The organism is Psychrobacillus sp. BM2, from assembly GCF_048572895.1.
In the GTDB taxonomy this organism is placed as follows: domain Bacteria; phylum Bacillota; class Bacilli; order Bacillales_A; family Planococcaceae; genus Psychrobacillus.
In genome coordinates this window covers 507475-524250 of the sequence record NZ_CP183878.1, presented here as the reverse complement: position 1 = coordinate 524250, position 16776 = coordinate 507475, and the positions used below count along the sequence as shown (strand labels likewise).

Below are 16776 nucleotides of genomic sequence, written 5' to 3'. Positions count from 1 at the left end.
AATTTCCTCCTCATCTTAGGTGCTAGGTTCTAAATAATATTAAGTAGTGTAATAGAGATTTTAATAGATTACACTACCTGTACTATTTCCTTTACAAAGGGAGATAAACGGTAATAATGACATTGTGAATTATGTAAGGTTAATGAAATTTTTGTAATGTGGGGGGGTCCTTTTATGTAATGCTAGGTTGAAGCAAAAAAAAAACCTTGCGGAGATTTCTCTCCACAAGGCTTACTTTTATTTAATTATTCCGTTTAACGGAATCAATTGTTTTAGAACATTGTACTAAAAATTAGTTAGAAACAGAACCATCTTTAACTTTGTTCATATTAGCATCAACTAAGTTAGCTGATTTAAACTCCACAGCAATGCTGTCTGTTAGAGCTAAGTCATTAGTTGTTTTAACAGTTAACTTACCATTAGCTGCTACAACTGAAGCAGGAACTACAGTTTCACCAGCAATCTTAACTGTTAAACCAGTAACAGTAGCTTGGTTAGCAATTGCTTCAGAGAAATCAACAGTAAATGTTTTGCTATCTAATACAGTTACTTTAGAAGCTACTGGAGCAACGCTTTCTTTTAGTACAACTGGAGTTGTAGCTTTACCGTCTTTAAGAGTGTTACCTTTAGTATCTACAACATTCTTAGCTTCAAGGATGTAGCTACCATTAGCAGCGATAGAACCTTCAGGTAATGTGATTCTTACCTTTTTAGTTCCATCTACAAACTGAAGTTGAGTTCCGATAGGTAATACTTTTCCTCCAAGAGTGTAGTTAGCTACTGTTGTTGCTGAAGAAGTAACATCCGCAGCATACTCAACAGTGAATACTCTATTGTTAGTAGCATCTACTGCAACTGGTGTTTTGCCAAATACTAATGAAGCTGTAACTGTTCCAGGTGTAGCTTGGAATGTACCAGATGCAACATTAATTGTAATAGTATCTGCATTCACATTTCCAGACAAGTCTGTTACTGCTTTAGCAGCTAATTCGAAAGAGTATGCTGAATTGCTATCTAAGTCAAGAGAGATTTTAACAGTATTTTTTTCAGAACCTTCAATTTTACCGTTACCATCAACATCAGTTCCAGCAGCTTCATCTACAGCTGTTACATTTCCAGTTGTATAGACGATACCATTTTTAGTATTAAGAGTTAAATCACCTTTAACATTAACTGGTTCATTGAAAGTAAGGTATAAAGCATCTACGTCTGTAGTAACAGTTGTATCATCCGCTACTAACATTTTAGTTGAAGTAGATGAAAGAGTAGCAGGAGTTGTATCTTTAGCTAGAGTAGCATCGAATTCAAATGCATCCCCAGCGTTACCAGCTAGGTCTTTTTGTCCCTCTACTTTAACTTTTGCATTAATAAATTTCGCTGCACCTAATACAGATACTGCATCTACAGTGAATTTAGTTTTATCAGTAGCATCTTTAATCTCAGCATCAGTCAAGTAGAAAACAGTAGTTCCTACAGTTACTTTTGCATACTCATTACGACCAGTTTTCCCATCAAGATTTTGCTTAGACAATTCTTCTGAGAAATCAAAAGTGATTTCAGTACCGTTAACTGTAGTAGATACAGTTGGGTTTGAATTATCAACTACGGGCTTAGCTACCGTGAAGTTAACAGCGATAGGGTTAGAAATATTGTTAGCGAAGTCAGTTGCTCCAACAACATCTACTTTATAAGATTGTTCAGCCGTTAAACCTGTTATTGTTAGTGTTTTACCAGCTAAAGTATATTGAGTAGATGCAAGTTGAACACCATCTAAGCTTACAGTTCCTTCGCTTTGTACAGGCTCATCAAAAGTGATAACTGCTGTAGTTCCTTTTGCTTCAACAGATTTAACATCAACAGGAGTTGTGTCTGCAAATGTTAGCAATTTGTTGAACTCTAAAGTTTGAACAGTAGCATCTGCTTTTGTTTTGATTGGTGAAACAGTAACTTTAGAATTTGATACTTTTAACTCATCAGCAGTTGTTAAAGTTACAGTCTTACCATCTTCTGAAATTACTGCGTTTGAAATTACTTCGCCTTCTAAAGCATATTTTGTTTTAATAGCAGCATCTGTTGCATCAACAGCTTGGTTAAATGTAACGACTAATTCTTTAGCGTTAACTGCACTAACAGAAACAACTTCAGGAGTTGTGTTAACTTCTGTATGAGCAACATCGAATGAACGGTTTAAGAATGAAGCCATTTGTCCACGTTTAACGTCAGTAGTTGGGTTGAATGAAGTAACTGCAGTTACACCGTTTTCAGATAAGATGTTGATGTAGTCTACGTATTGATCTTGTGCTTTGTCTGTGTCAGTAACTGATGACTCAACTCCAGCAAGATCTTTTAGGCCAAATCCTTTAACAAGTACTTGCGCCATTTGTTGACGAGTAATGTTGTTAGCAGGCATTAAGTTGTTGTTGCTACCTCTGAAGATTCCAGAATCTTTAACGATTAAAGAAGCATTAAATAATTCTTTGTCACCATGAGTTGCAGGAACATCATTAAATGGTGCTACAGTTTCAACTAATTTGTTAGCAGAAATGTATTCATCATAAGTTTTGTAGTCAGATTGTGAAACTACATAGTTAGCAAGAGATTTAACTACACCTTTACGGTCGATAGTGTTTTCAGGTTTGAAAGTACCATCTGTGTAACCGTTGAATAATCCACGTTCTACAGCTTGCTTAATTGCACCGTAATGTGTGTGAGTTGGAGCAACGTCTGAGAATTCTTTTGCTGCTGTTTCTACCTCTGCTGCTAAAGCAGTTGGTACGATTGCTGTTGCTACTAATGCAGCTGAAGCTGCACCAGCTAAAAACTTACGATATTTCGTCGATTGGTTCGTCATGGATGATTTTCTCCTCATAGGTAAATATTATTTTGTGAACTATAATTTAGTAAAGTTGCTCCTACTTATGTAGATTTAACAACTACTAAATAAGTATAAGACTGGTATATTATAAAGTCTAATGCCAAAAGTTGGTCACAATCCCACATAAAAGTAAAAACCAGCAGCTAATCGCTGCTGGATCCCACATGTCTATTTATACAGATTGATATTTGTTCAAAGCTTCGTTGTACCTTGTTTTAATCGATAGTTGAAGATTTTTCAGTCTTTGGAAGGCTTCCTGTGTATCAAAGGACGCTAGTTTACTTACTTCTTTTGTTATCTCTAATTCATGTTCCACTGGTAGAATTTGGTCCTCCTGTGGTGCTGATTTACAAGGAATCCAATCCGAAAGAACACAATTTCATTACGCTAATGTCCTGACTGTGAGAAGGAATAGGTGCAGGAGTAATTCGAGGGAATAATTAAACTTCTTGTAATTTGAGAAGGAAAGAACAATATAACCTTTTATCAAAAAAATTTATCAGATCTGATTGTTAAGAGTAGAAGTGGATTTTTTACCTCTAATAGAATTGGTATATTTTTCATTTAGAAACCACCATTATATGTGTTACTCTTGTATTTGGAATTAATGTTAATAGCACACTTTGGTTGGTTAGCCATTGCATTTAATTTCGACAAAAGGCGCTCACAGTTTGTGGGTGTCTTTTTTACTTCTAATATTATTAGTGAGAAATGCTTACAGGGCCTGTGTGTCCTTAATAAAAAATGGCTCCCCTTTCGGGATAGCCATTTTTTTATTTGATTTATTGTTTATTAATAAAATAATTTCTATAATACTAGGTAAAAAATATATTATTAACATCGAATCATCTATCTAAAAGTTTCTGGTATAGAGGTAGTTATTATAGTTTCCCCAAAAAACAAAAATGAGTAAACAAGAGAAACAAATACGCTAATTTGTAAAAGTTATAATTTGACTAAGTTTCATTTTTTAATTCCGTATGAACTAGAGCTTTATTTAATTTTTATAAAATAGAATTGGTAGGTAATTTTAATCCCCTGCATTTACCACCCAAGAAGTAACTTTTAATTTCACTCTCATTAAAAAACTCTATAATTTTTAATGAATCAAAAACTGCCAAGGATATCACATAATTATCTTGAAAAGTCATTGATCTTAAGGAAATGTCTTGATCATCATTGATGGTTAAGTTAGGATATTTTATAACTTTTATAGAATCATTATCTTGGTCAATTTCAATTCTATTAAATTTATCATTTAGGCCTTTCCCAGTAGCTTTTGTAAGAGCTTCTTTAATAGTCCAATAAAAGTAAAAATTTTTTAATTTTTCATTTTGACCCATACTATAAAATTTTTTAAGTTCACCTATAGCCAAGGTATCTTCTATTATTTCTTCATATGGGAAATCGGAATTAATAAATTCAATATCTACCCCTATTTCGTGATTTTTATATATAGCAATAACTATCATATTCTGAGAATATGATACTGAAAAATTTATTTCTTTAAAGTTAATTAATCTTGGCTTACCGTGGTATTTATCACATTCATTACACTTTCTGCATATTATTAAATTATCAACTGAAATTTTTGTGTATAATGACAATAATATTCTTAACGAAGTTGCTGACTTTAGAAAGCGGCTTTAATCCTTTTTAAATTTATAGCTTGAATATCTTATTTTTTCATCGTCACTCAACATATTAACTAAATTTACGGATACGTCATTTGAATCGAAATACCATATATGACACTCTCCTGATTTGATTTTCAAAATCATTTACTCCTCGAATTAATATGAATTGAAGAAGAAACCTGATGATTTCAGGATTCTTCTTAGTAAAATTAGTGAATTATAAAAGTTTCGCAAAGCTAGTTATCGTTGGAAATTTCATTACATCTTTTATAGTTATATCAGCTTTAAAGTGTTTCTTTATTTTAAAGGTGAGTTGAATAGCCAGTAATGAATTTCCACCAAGATCATAAAAATTTTCTTCAATGCTTGGAGTTTCAATATTCAGTATCTCTTCCCATAATTTTTGTAATCTTTTCTCATTTTCATTAATAGGCGCAGAATAAGATTGAACAAAATGTGATTTTATTTCTCTTAAAGAGGGCAAGGATAATTTATCAATTTTCCCGTTAGGGGTTAATGGTATAGTTTTTAATTCCTTAATAAATGAAGGAATCATATACCAGGGTAAATAATCAGCTAGAAATTCCTTTATATTTGTGTAATCAGTCTTACTTAAAGATTTTAAAGTTTGTATAAATCCAACAATAACTTTGTTATCTTTATTTTCAGTTTGAACTACAACGAATGCCTTATCAATTAGAGGATGTCTCTTAAGTGCTAATTCTATCTCACCTATTTCGATTCTAAAACCTCTAACTTTAACTTGACTATCAGTTCTTCCTAATAATTCCACATTGCCATTCTCTAAAAACCTTGCCATGTCTCCAGTTTTATACATAGAAGATTTATTATTCTTGTCCCACGGATTTATAAAGAATGATTTTTTATTTAATTTTTCATTATTAACATATCCTTTTGACACACCAGCTCCACCAATATACAATTCACCAGAAACATTAATTGGTAACAATTCTTGGTTTTCGTCTAAAATAAACATTTGTTGGTTGTTAAAAGGTTTCCCAATAGGTACAAGTTTTTCCTCATCACTTGATAGTTCCTTCCCTTCATAATATGAACTATCTATAGTTGCTTCCGTCAAACCAAAAGAATTTATTAATCTCGTATTTGAACCAATAAACTTTTGAAAAAAGTTATATTCACTCGTGTACCAACTATCTGAACCACAAATCACTAATTTCATGAAATCTAATGACTTATTTTCAGTATTTAAATAGCTAATTAATGTTCGTAATACAACTGGAACAAATTCACCTATGTCTACTCGTTCTTCTTTCATTAAATTATATAGACTCTTAGGATCCATTAATTGAATTTTTTCGCACAAAACGAGTTTTTTACCTGAACATAGAGCTCTAACCCAATCTCCCGTGAATACATCAAATGATAAATTAGCCATTTGTAAATGTGAATTAGTTTCCGATAATTTGTATACATCTTCCCAAGCTCTATACATATTCACCAGATTTCCATGTGTAACCATCACACCTTTTGGCTTCCCGGTAGAGCCAGATGTATAATTTACATAACATACATCATTGGAGTTCATATCCGGGAGAGAAGACATTTTATTTAATTTATTATCTACAGATATATTGTGAATAAGTTACATGAATAATTTTTAAGTTCATTTTGAACTTCATCATTTGATATAATTAATTTAATATTAGAGTCGGTTATCATATGAGAAATTCGGTGTTTTGGATAAGTTGGATCTATAGGTACATAGGCTGCCCCAGACTTTAATATTCCTAGGAGTCCAACAAATAAATCAATCGATTTATTCATTGATAGACCAATGAAATCATTTTTTCTAACACCATTTCTTATTAAAGAATAAGCTAACAAATTGGATTTATGGTTTAACTCTTTGTAATTAATACATTGAGTTCCTGATTTTATTGCAACCTCATAGGGATTCTCATTAGCTGCCTTTTCGAAAATTGAAACTATATTACATTTTCTCTCTGGTAATCTGATTTCGTGATTGAAATCATTAATAATCTTATGTTTTTCTTCTTCTCCCAGCATCTTTATATCGTTAAGTGACGAGTTGGAATTATTCGAAAGTTCTAAAGCGACATTTTTCAAATGAGCCAAAATTCTACTAATTGATTCACCCGAATATTCACTCTCTACATAACTGATTTCAAATTCAATTTGTTTCCCGGGCTTAATTGTGATACTCATAGGATAATTGGTATGCTCAATTGAATTTTTATTTTCTAAGACTAATTCATTTTTCTTTTCAATATTTTTATCAATGGAAGGATAGTTTTCAAATACAAATATTTGATTAAAAAGAGGGGTACTGCTCTCCATTTCACTCCATTCTTTTATATCGCTAAGTGAATTATGCTCATATTCTCTTAATTCCCACTGTTTATTTTGAATAGCTCTGAGCCAATTTCCTATTTCAATATCATTTTCAAATAGAACGTAAGCACCCGTGGGGCTAATGATCCCGTCCACTAAACAGTTCGCCCCCTACTTGTAGAAACATGATTGAGGCTGGTTGGGACTCTGATCTCGTATAACAAGCGAAGCTATGACACTACATGGAGGAATAGGGGTTACCGGTTAATTGTATGGCAAGGAGGAAAATAATGATGAATCCAGTAATTGGTCTGGATGTGGCAAAAGGCGAAAGTCAGGTTCAAGCATTCTTGGATAAAAAGCAACCGTACAAAAAGAGCTTTAAAGTAGCACATACACTGGAAGGACTAACAATTCTTTTAGAGTTTATTAGAGAAATAGAAGAGGCTTCTGGAGAAAGGCCCCCTATTGTTTTGGAATCTACTGGCCATTATCATACGCCGGTTTTCCAATTTTTCGAAGACAGAGGATATTTAATAATCATGGTTAATCCACTCGTTTCGTATCGAGCAAAGAGTTCAAGTTTACGTAAAGTAAAGACGGATATCATAGACGCTCGTCATCTCTGCGAGATGTTTTATAAAGAGGACCTAGAGCCTTATAAACAGCGAGGAATCCAACTCTTAAATTTACGTCATCTTACAAGACAACATGAAAATATTACAGGTATGTATGTACAAACTAAACTACAATTCCAATCCGTTTTAGATCAAGTATTTCCTGAATACTGTGGGGTTTTTGGAGATCTTTATTCAGATATCTCCTTACTGACCTTACAAGTATTTCCTACTTCTGAGGAAGTGATGGGAACAAGTGAAGAAACAATCGCCAAAAAAATAAAGGAATTCTGTAAAAGTCGTTCTCAAAAATGGGCAAACAGTCAGTCAGAAAAGTTAAAGGCTGCCGCAGATCGCAACCCATTCCAGAAAACTTTGTATAATAGTCTTATCTTAAGCATAAATTTGTATATTAAGATGCTTCTGGAATATAAAAAACATCTATCAGATCTGGAAAGAGAGATAGATGCTTTAGCGAAAAGTATGGAAGAATATAAGATTCTCCAATCCATCCCCGGTATCGGTGAGAAAATCGCAGCAACGATTATTTCGGAGATTGGGGAGATTGAACGGTTTAATCATCCTAAAAAGCTAGTTGCCTTTGCAGGAATTGATCCAAGTGTTTTTGAATCTGGTACATTCAAAGGTACTTTGAATCGGATTACCAAAAGAGGTTCTAGTAGACTACGACATGCCTTATATATGGCCGTTAAAAGTGCCATTCGTGATTGTCGTAAGAAGAAAACGACAGATGAAATCATTCCTCGCAATAAGAGATTACGGGAGTTTTATGATAAGAAACGTGAAGAAGGCAAGCCCTTTAAAGTAGCTGTAATAGCATGTGCAAACAAGCTTTTACATTGGATTTATGCACTTTTAAAAAGCAAATCAGATTTCCAAGATCTGGCCTAGTGTTAAAATATAACTAAAAGCCCAAACCTTTCCAAACGTAGAAAATTGAAAGGTTATTTGGCATGCACAAATTTAGTATAGCATGAAATATTTTGTTTTTTATTAATAAATATTGACAAACTATTGGCTGGTTTAGTTGAATAAGAATTATTTTACTTCTAGAGCAAATGCGTAAAAAGCATCTCCATGAGATAAGTTCTCTTCCTTATCATCCATCCACCATACGCCATAAGAAGAATAATAATAAATTCCTTTTCGAGTAGGTGCTGTAAAGCTATTTTCTTCAATCAATACTTCATCTTCATTTTCATTTTCATCACTTTCACTAACTTTCATAAGATGGAATTCAGTTGGCTTTGGTTCATATTCCATTAAAAAAGATACTTTCTCTCCTGGGTTTACTTTAATAGGCACTTTTCCCTTCAAGAGTTCAACAGGTCCAACAGTATCTACACATTCATCTTTCCAACAATAAGTACCTAGCTTTGTTTCATAATTTTCATTTCCAATATTTATATTGACTTCTGGTGGTTTTCCACCTGATAATCCCTCTCTTGAACACCCCGTAATAGTAAAACTTATAAGAATTAATAATATAAACAGAATTTTTTTCATAAACCTTCCCCCTTTAAAGGTATAGACGTGTAGATTTAACCTACTGTTACACAAACCTATTATTTTTATCGGCTTCTTCTCAAACTAGACTGCCGCGTTAGTTCAATAAGAAAAGTGCTTCACTCCTTCTTGAAGTAAAGCACCCGTTAGCTTAAGAAGGGTTATTTTTTTCTTCTGTTTCCTCCTGTAAAGAAAACGCTATGTATAATAAATAGTCAAAAACGCAAAAATTAGAATCCACTGATAATAATCTCGTTCGCTATAATATATAATGATGATTCCTATAATAAACGTTGGTACAGCCAAATAAACCCACATTCTATCTTCCTTTTTTTTAAACATATACTCCCACCCCTGTTAATACAAACTAACAGGTTAATTAAAGCACCCCGTTAGTTGAGTTATTACAAAATAATTTCTTCACCTATACTTATAGCATGAAAAGGATTTCTTTCCTTTGATTTTAACGATTCAATAAAGTCTGAAGTTAAGTCCTCTTTGTTAATAATTATTCTTGTAGAACCAGATACTCCACCGTTTAAAAAAATGGGTTCAATAGATTCTGGATTCTTAAGTCGTTGATAAAAAAAACTGTCTAAAACAATAGTTGCATAACTAAAATTGCCTGTATTGTTAGTGAATTGATAGCTAGCTTCAATAATAAGTTCTTCATTGTTTTCCTCAATCTCATAGGTGAAACTTTTTACTTCTGCACTTTTATTGGGAAATAAAATCCACACTAAGCACAATAAAAAAGTCACATATATAATGAAAATTATTACTTTGTTTCTTTTCAAAAATTCACCCCCATTTTACTGCCCCAATAGTTCAATAAGAACAAAGGCTTTACCCCTAAGTGCCTACTTCATAGAAGCTCTTACTTTTTCAGGAATCATCACTACTTCAGTTTGTAAATTTACGGGTTGAAAGGTTTCATCAATACATTCATCCCAATATTCAATGTGTTTTATATCAATCCAATGTTCTGATTCATCTACATCAATCACACCTTTCCCTTGAACAGCATACCAATACAAATATTCTTCTCCATTTAGTACTTCTCGAAAAATCGTTTCTATGTACATTTTCTCGCCTTCAAGGGTAACTAGTACATCTTCCATATGTTCATTCAAAAAGGCTAACCACTCATTTACTTTTTCTGTTTTACCTTGTTTCACTCGATATCGCGTGCATTCAATATTCACTGTTAAACATTCCTTCCATATTTAATTTTCTTAAACTAACCTCCTGGGTTAGTAAAAATACGCCCTATGTCTATAATTCTATTAAATTGGCAATAATCCTTTTAATATTACTATTTTAGGGGGAATGGAATTGTTACTGTCAAAAGCATGGGCTTCATTTGAAGCGGACAAGCGAATAGAGGGCTTTTCGCCACAAACGTTGAAGGCCTATCTATTACAGTCATCGCTTCTAATTGATTATTTTAAGGATGTAGAGATGGAATTACTGGATACAAATAAACTGAAAGATTATCTCGCTATATCCGGCAAGCATTTAAAACCGGCTAGTCTTGCACACCGTATCCGCTTTATGAAATCATTTTTTCGTTGGTCCCATGAAGAAGGCTACTTGAGTAAGAATCCAACTTCCAAAATTAAAGAACCCAAAGTAGGGAAACGAATACCCAAGTATTTAACCGAACGGGAGATTGAACACCTTCGTGAATCCTGTCATTCTCCAATGGAAAAAGCTATTTTTGAATTCATGTTTTCTACCGGATGTCGAATTGGAGAAATAGTTGCGTTAGAAAAGAACCATATTAATTGGTCTAATCAATCTGCGATCGTTCGAGGAAAAGGCGACAAGGAAAGGGAGGTTTATTTTAATACACGTTGCGATATATGGCTTAAACGCTACATAGAAAGCCGTGATGATCACAACTCTGCTATTTTTGTAACAGCCAGACAGCCACACAAAATGAGTGTCGCCCAAATGCGATACATCATCAAGCGGATCTCCAATCGGGCGGAAATTAATAAGGAGATTCACCCCCACCAACTTAGACATAGCTACGCAACTCATTTGATGAATAATGGGGCTCCTATCGAAGTCATACAAAGTCTTATGGGTCATGAGAAAAGTGAAACAACTAGGATCTATGCTCAATTAAGTGGAAGGCTAAGGAAAGAGTATTATCAGAAGTACTTTTAAATGCAAAAAGGAGCAACGTCTTAAAGGACGTTGCTCTATTTGACTAACGCACTCGTTAGTTGAATAAGGAAACAGCGTTACTCCTTCTTGAAGTAAAGCTACTTTTAGTTGAAGATTCATTAAAACTACCAAGTTAATTCATTTACTTTTGGAAATGATCCGATTGTGTTGACGACAGCTAATTAAACGAAGGAATGGAGCTTCGAGCCATTACAGCATGTCCATCAACCTCTATTGGAAACGATTGTAGCTGAATTAACTGGGCAAGATGATAAATGCCAAGACTGGAGTCTCCGGAGCTAGAACGAACTGGGTCATGGATCAATTGGTGAAGAATTATTATTAAGTTTGTAAGGAAACCTATTTTAAGGTGGTCCTTTTCTCATTAAATTAAGCGGAAGAACATATCCTTAACTGTATTTCATTTGTTAGAAGGGAGTGTCCATTATGGTCGTGAGATATAAGAATAATTGGATTCCAACAAAAACCCTTGATGAAATGTCAGGGACAGAATACGATGTTCTTATTGTAGGATCTGGTCCAGGCGGAGGGGCAGTCTTACAAAGACTTTGTGAATTGTGGAAAAATCAAGGGGCTAAGAAGATTGGAATTCTGGAAAAAGGAGATAAATTGTTTCATTCCCATGCACAAAATATCCCAACTCAGAATGTGAATACATCAAGGGATGAACTGGTTCCAAGTAATTCAACTCCATTAGGACAACGCTTACCTCAATTTTCCGGTGCAACAATGGTTTATGCACTTGGAGGTAGGTCATTATTCTGGAATGCAGCAACTCCAAGACCTATTCGTTCTGAATTAAACAAATGGCCAATTAATCGGAGAGAGTTGGACGTTTACTATGGAATGGCAGAAAAATTATTGCATGTAACAAGGGATTATGCGAAAGGTTCGTCCATGCAAAAGAATCTTTTAAATCGACTACATGCTGGAGGAATTTTAGAAGCTGATGACATGCCTTTGGCTTTTGATATGACACCATCACATCAAGGGGAAATCCACTCAAATCCATGGTATAGTTCTATTAATGCTTTGGCGGCAGCTCGTTTTGATAGACTTTATGATCTTGCAGTGGATGCATACGTATATAAAGTGAATGCTCCCAATAATAGGGTCCAAAGCGTACAAGTATTTGATGCTAATAAGAGGTCACACACACTCCGTGCAAAAAATGTGGTTGTTTCCGCTAGCACCCTAGAGACTCCACGACTGCTGCTTAATTCAGGAATTCCAGGACCGGCAATTGGCCATTACTTGACAGGACATGTGTCGATGATTGGGATTGGAACGATTAGCCGAAGACAATTTTCAGATAAAATTGGAAATCTTTCTATATTAAAGTTTGAAACGGATGAGGATCCATATCACATCCAGATACTAGGACCAAATCAGTATTGGTCATACCAGCAATTTGAAGATAAGGTATTACCAGATCAGCTCATGGTTGTATACGCAACTTTTGGCAGAGTGCAGCCAAGACGAGAAAATAGGGTATATATTGATCCTAATGATCGGGATGAATACGGTGTACCTTGGCAGCAAGTTCAGTATTCCTTAAGTGATAGGGATAGGCAAACTGCTAAGCAAGTGGAAGAGGGAATTAGACGATCAGCAAAAGCCATGGGAGTAACTCTTGATGAGTCTTCTTTAGTTCTTCGCCCTCCAGGTGCTGACATGCATGAGGCCTCTACCTGTAGAATGGGAGATGATCCCAATACTTCAGCGACAAATCGTCACGGTCAAATACATGGTGTTCAAGGTTTATTTGTAGCGGATAATAGTGTTCTTCCTAGCCTAACTGCGGCTGGCCCCGTTCTTTCTAACTCTGCTTTGGCTATTAGACTAGCAGATCATATTGTTCGACAGTCAGGATAATAGTTTGAAATGTATACAGGTTGTCCATCAATCTTAACTTAATATAGCCAAACAAGTATTATGCTTTGTCTGCCTGGTTAATTTATAGAATGTATTTTAATGGCCGCCATTCTTTAATGAGAAGGGGTTCTTTTTTACTAGATAGTATATTCGAATATATTTGAAATTCTTCAATTTGCAAGAATATCTTGATATTCTGCTATTCTATTTACTAATTGTCTGCCTAATCATTGACCATTATATCCTTCGTAAATATTTAGGTTATATAAGTAAACCACTTGAAATTAAAAGGACCACACATTTTAGATATGATATGTGTGGTGTGAATTTAAAATAAGCTTGATTAAAATCCTGTATTAATTTAAACAGGATTTTTCTTTTTATGTTCTTTTTGATGTTGTAAAACTCCTGTATGATACTCCATTAAAGGGCGCGATTGTTGAAGGTTAAAAGTCTAATTCCTCGCTAAAAATATGGAGTGAACTGACCTAGCGATATGGGACACACATAAAACACCTATGTAACTTGCCCAATGCCAACTTCTTTTGGCAAACATTTACATTTCTTAAAGAATTTTTATAACCCCCCTAATAAATAAAACTTCAACAGATAAAGCCTTAGCTAAACATCAGAATTTTGCAAGCAGTTATTCATACAGATAGGTAAGCCTTTGAAGTTATCTCCAGCTTTTCCCCCTGTTCACACCGTACGTGCGACTATCACCGCATACGGCGTTCCAACTAATCCAATTTATTCTTTCTATGTATTAAGCAGACGAGTACTTATTTTCCAAAGTTAGATTATTTCATTGTTACATTTCAGTCGTAAGTTATTTACTTTTTCTTTTTGCTTATTTGAAAGCTTTACAGCTTTTAAGAACTTTTCAATTTTTGCTTTGTCTTTCAAATGTATCAATTGATGGATAGTCTTATTCAAAATTATTAAGTTTGAATAACTATCAGCTTTTGAAACATGGAAGGGATTTATATGATGGCAATGCCAATCATTAAATCCTAATTCTTCTCCCAAAATAGCACATTTACCATACTGGGCTACAAACTTACTGATTCTGTTATCGTTGTATTCAATAGATCTATTTGGAATGTAGTTTCTCATGATGTAAGAGAGCGTACTTTTATCAATAGCCTTTAGGCTATTATGAATTTTTGCTCTTCCTTCGACTGTAAAGTTACAAATTACTTGAGAGAAACAAGATGTTTTTCTCCATCTCTGAGCGTGAATAGGGACAAAAACCATATCCTGTATTTTATACAGTTTAGCCTTGTAACCCTTGTACCGCCTCTGTAAAGTTTTAGTCATCTCACCGAAACTTGCCTCTGTTCTAATATTCTTTAGGCGATTGTATAACGTCTTGCGTAGATGTAGATTTAACTCATTCAAATTAATGGTGATTTGAGTTGCAGCTGAGTAATAGTTTTGAATACCCATTACAACGGTATTAAAATTCCAAACGGTCTGAGTGCAAGGCTTCCTCTTGATGGCTTTTATGGCATCTTTTATCTTTTGGAAAACATTTACTTTAGCCTTCTTTGACATATTGGACTTTGCTACATACCCAAATCTCGTTCTTCCTTTTCTTACGGCTTTTATTGAGAAACCTAGAAACTCGGAAGAGTTTTTCTTTAAATTCACAACCTTTGATTTTTCTTCACTTGTTTCCAAGTGTAATCTATCGCTCAAGAAATATTTTAATGCATAGTTCATTTTAATTGCCTGTGACCTTGTTCGGCACATGACCTTAAAGTCGTCCGTATAACGGACGATAAAACACTCTTTCAAACTCGATTTCTTTAAGTGCTGATATTTACTACCATTGGTCGAATAAGTATATCTGCTTTCAAATTTTTTCCATTGGTCGCTAACCCACCAATCCAATTCATTTAGCACAATGTTAGATAGTAAAGGCGACAGAATGCCACCTTGCGGTGTACCTTTTGTAGGAATACCTTCTCCTACAATTTCTGCTTTTAATAACCTAGATATAATAGAAAGAAGGGATTTATCCCTGATACCTAGTGACCATATTTGTTTTAAAAGTTTGCTATGACTTACATTATCAAAGAACCCTTTAATATCTACATCCACACAATGATGTAGTCCGGATTGGTTAATCAGAAATTCGAGCCTAGCTTTGGCATGATGAGTGTTTCGGTTCGGTCTAAATCCATAACTATGTTTATGGAATTTAGCTTCGCAAATCGGCTCTAAAATTTGTAGTACGCATTGTTGAAAAATTCTATCCCAAATAGTAGGTATCCCTAGAGGTCTAGTTTTATCTATCCCTTTTGGAATAAATACCCGTCTAACTGGTTGTGGTTTGTACCATCTAAACATAGCTTGAACTTTTGCTATTACATCTTCTACCTGTATATGAAGAATATCATTGATTGTTAGTTTATCTATTCCAGCAGTTTTGCTACCTTTATTTCTTTTAATATTTCGGTAGGCAAGACGTATATTTTCTTCAGAACTCATTAAGTCTGTCAAGTCATAGAAGTGATGACCACTGACACTTTGAGCATAAAGTGTATCGAAACATTCTTGCATACTATAATACTCATTGTGTCTCAGTTTCTTCCGTTTCAATAAGTCGGTGACTCCTTTCGGAGTTAAACCTCTATTAGTCTCACAAGAACCTTATTAATCGACAAAGAACTGCCTTACTTGGTTGAATAAATCTTTATTAGTCTAGTGGCTATCCCTCCATGTGGATTGAACATTTCATTGGTACTGTGCCACCACTTTCACTGATATTAAGACAAGTTATACAGTAACTAATATCATTACTGCTTTCCTAGCCAACGTTTCATTAAAAGTAAGTCCTCCACGTTATCAGCTTACAACGTTGAATTATATCTATTATTGAATGAACTTAGGTGCTTCCTCTAAGCCTGTTAGCCGTTCATATGCCTGTAACATATCATGGATTTTCATATTAGTTAGTCTTACTCATCCACTGCTAACCTCACAATTTGGTGATATACACATTTCTATGTATCGCAGGTATAGACCCTTACATCCAGAAGTTTGTCAGCTTAACCATTTATTATAGGTTTCTTCGCATCCTCACCATATTCATTCAACTCAAGCATCATGAATTACACCACCCCCGCGGGTAGGCTTTCGTCAGCCAAGACTGTTACGGTAATTTCTCACGCCTTTTCACCGAGCTTATAACACGATCATTCTTACTAAATCCAGTGCTAATCGACTAAGAGAGAACCCTTCAGAGCGTTACCTCATCATTTGATTCTTCGATATTGAAAACAATTTAAATGATATTATCGAAAAAGCACAAGCTTATTTAAAGGAATATGAAGAAGGCAAACATTTCCCAAAGAGTACTAATATTGATGGAATTATTAATTGCTTGGAATTATAAAAATACTAGTAGATATTTAGATTTAGATATTTAAGTTTTTCGCCTAACCAAAAAAATGAGCCCCAATTCACATTCGAATTGGGGCTCATTTTTTTATTTTAATTTTTCAATTACAGGATACTAATATAATATACCGGCTCTTTTTCTTGTATTGGAAACTTCCAAAATACCTCATTTATGCAACAAACTTGGTAACCTAACTAATACAATACAACTAAACAATGCTCCATTTCAACATCTTTATATTTCAATTTAATCGCAATTTTCTAGAGAATTTACGCAAGCACGTTTACTCTCATACTCTTATTCTAT

The 16776-nt window shown here is 34.2% G+C and carries 12 protein-coding genes; 3 read left to right on the top strand and 9 right to left on the bottom strand.

The features are described 5' to 3' along the window. Positions 1 to 292: 292 nt before the first annotated feature. The 5 genes from ACN6MX_RS02415 to ACN6MX_RS02395 all read right to left on the bottom strand — a co-directional run bounded on the left by ACN6MX_RS02415 (position 293) and on the right by ACN6MX_RS02395 (position 7002). Positions 293 to 2851, bottom strand: a complete 2559-nt coding sequence (locus ACN6MX_RS02415) for an S-layer homology domain-containing protein (protein ID WP_419961092.1) — start codon at positions 2849 to 2851, stop codon at positions 293 to 295. Positions 2852 to 3047: 196 nt separating this feature from the next. After that, positions 3048 to 3191: a hypothetical protein gene (locus tag ACN6MX_RS02410; RefSeq protein ID WP_419961091.1), complete on the bottom strand. Its 144-nt coding sequence runs from the start codon at positions 3189 to 3191 to the stop codon at positions 3048 to 3050. Positions 3192 to 3879: 688 nt separating this feature from the next. Next, positions 3880 to 4482 carry a 4'-phosphopantetheinyl transferase family protein gene (locus ACN6MX_RS02405; protein ID WP_419961090.1) on the bottom strand — a complete coding sequence of 201 codons (603 nt, stop codon included), beginning with the start codon at positions 4480 to 4482 and terminating at the stop codon, positions 3880 to 3882. 247 nt (positions 4483 to 4729) lie between these two features. Then, complete coding sequence (locus ACN6MX_RS02400; RefSeq protein ID WP_419961089.1) at positions 4730 to 6079, bottom strand: non-ribosomal peptide synthetase; 1350 nt, start codon at positions 6077 to 6079, stop codon at positions 4730 to 4732. A gap of 35 nt (positions 6080 to 6114) precedes the next feature. After that, the gene (locus ACN6MX_RS02395) at positions 6115 to 7002 is read right to left on the bottom strand and encodes an AMP-binding protein (RefSeq protein ID WP_419961088.1); all 888 of its coding nucleotides are present in this window, start codon (positions 7000 to 7002) and stop codon (positions 6115 to 6117) included. 137 nt (positions 7003 to 7139) lie between these two features. Between ACN6MX_RS02395 and ACN6MX_RS02390 the strand changes: the two genes are divergently transcribed. Then, entirely contained in the window at positions 7140 to 8375 is a 1236-nt protein-coding gene (locus ACN6MX_RS02390) for an IS110 family transposase (protein ID WP_419962537.1), read from the top strand. Between the two features lie 147 nt (positions 8376 to 8522). Here the strand turns inward: ACN6MX_RS02390 and ACN6MX_RS02385 are convergent, their stop codons facing one another. From ACN6MX_RS02385 to ACN6MX_RS02375, 3 genes are all read right to left on the bottom strand, one after another. Continuing rightward, a complete protein-coding gene (locus ACN6MX_RS02385; protein WP_419961087.1) occupies positions 8523 to 8990 on the bottom strand; it encodes a hypothetical protein in 468 nt (155 codons plus the stop codon). 404 nt (positions 8991 to 9394) lie between these two features. After that, the gene (locus tag ACN6MX_RS02380) at positions 9395 to 9787 is read right to left on the bottom strand and encodes a hypothetical protein (RefSeq protein ID WP_419961086.1); all 393 of its coding nucleotides are present in this window, start codon (positions 9785 to 9787) and stop codon (positions 9395 to 9397) included. A 63-nt stretch (positions 9788 to 9850) separates the two neighbouring features. Continuing rightward, positions 9851 to 10195 (bottom strand): DUF6176 family protein, encoded by a 345-nt coding sequence (locus ACN6MX_RS02375; RefSeq protein WP_419961085.1) that lies wholly within the window; start codon positions 10193 to 10195, stop codon positions 9851 to 9853. Positions 10196 to 10325: 130 nt separating this feature from the next. On the opposite strand from ACN6MX_RS02375, the gene xerA reads away from it, so the two are divergent. Together xerA and ACN6MX_RS02365 are read left to right on the top strand one after the other, a co-directional pair. Next, the gene (gene xerA / locus ACN6MX_RS02370) at positions 10326 to 11165 is read left to right on the top strand and encodes a site-specific tyrosine recombinase/integron integrase (protein WP_419961084.1); all 840 of its coding nucleotides are present in this window, start codon (positions 10326 to 10328) and stop codon (positions 11163 to 11165) included. A 447-nt stretch (positions 11166 to 11612) separates the two neighbouring features. Further along, complete coding sequence (locus ACN6MX_RS02365) at positions 11613 to 13061, top strand: GMC oxidoreductase (protein WP_419961083.1); 1449 nt, start codon at positions 11613 to 11615, stop codon at positions 13059 to 13061. A gap of 795 nt (positions 13062 to 13856) precedes the next feature. On the opposite strand, the gene ltrA is transcribed toward ACN6MX_RS02365, so the two are convergent. Next, a complete protein-coding gene (gene ltrA, locus ACN6MX_RS02360; RefSeq protein WP_419962536.1) occupies positions 13857 to 15629 on the bottom strand; it encodes a group II intron reverse transcriptase/maturase in 1773 nt (590 codons plus the stop codon). Between the last annotated feature and the right edge of the window lie 1147 nt (positions 15630 to 16776).

Coding starts and splice junctions, on each gene's coding strand:
- ACN6MX_RS02415 (WP_419961092.1), bottom strand. CDS start 2,851: ATGACGAACCAATCGACGAAATATCGTAAGTTTTTAGCTGGTGCAGCT.
- ACN6MX_RS02400 (WP_419961089.1), bottom strand. CDS start 6,079: ATGAACTCCAATGATGTATGTTATGTAAATTATACATCTGGCTCTACC.
- ACN6MX_RS02390 (WP_419962537.1), top strand. CDS start 7,140: ATGAATCCAGTAATTGGTCTGGATGTGGCAAAAGGCGAAAGTCAGGTT.
- ACN6MX_RS02385 (WP_419961087.1), bottom strand. CDS start 8,990: ATGAAAAAAATTCTGTTTATATTATTAATTCTTATAAGTTTTACTATT.
- ACN6MX_RS02365 (WP_419961083.1), top strand. CDS start 11,613: ATGGTCGTGAGATATAAGAATAATTGGATTCCAACAAAAACCCTTGAT.
- ltrA (WP_419962536.1), bottom strand. CDS start 15,629: ATGCAAGAATGTTTCGATACACTTTATGCTCAAAGTGTCAGTGGTCAT.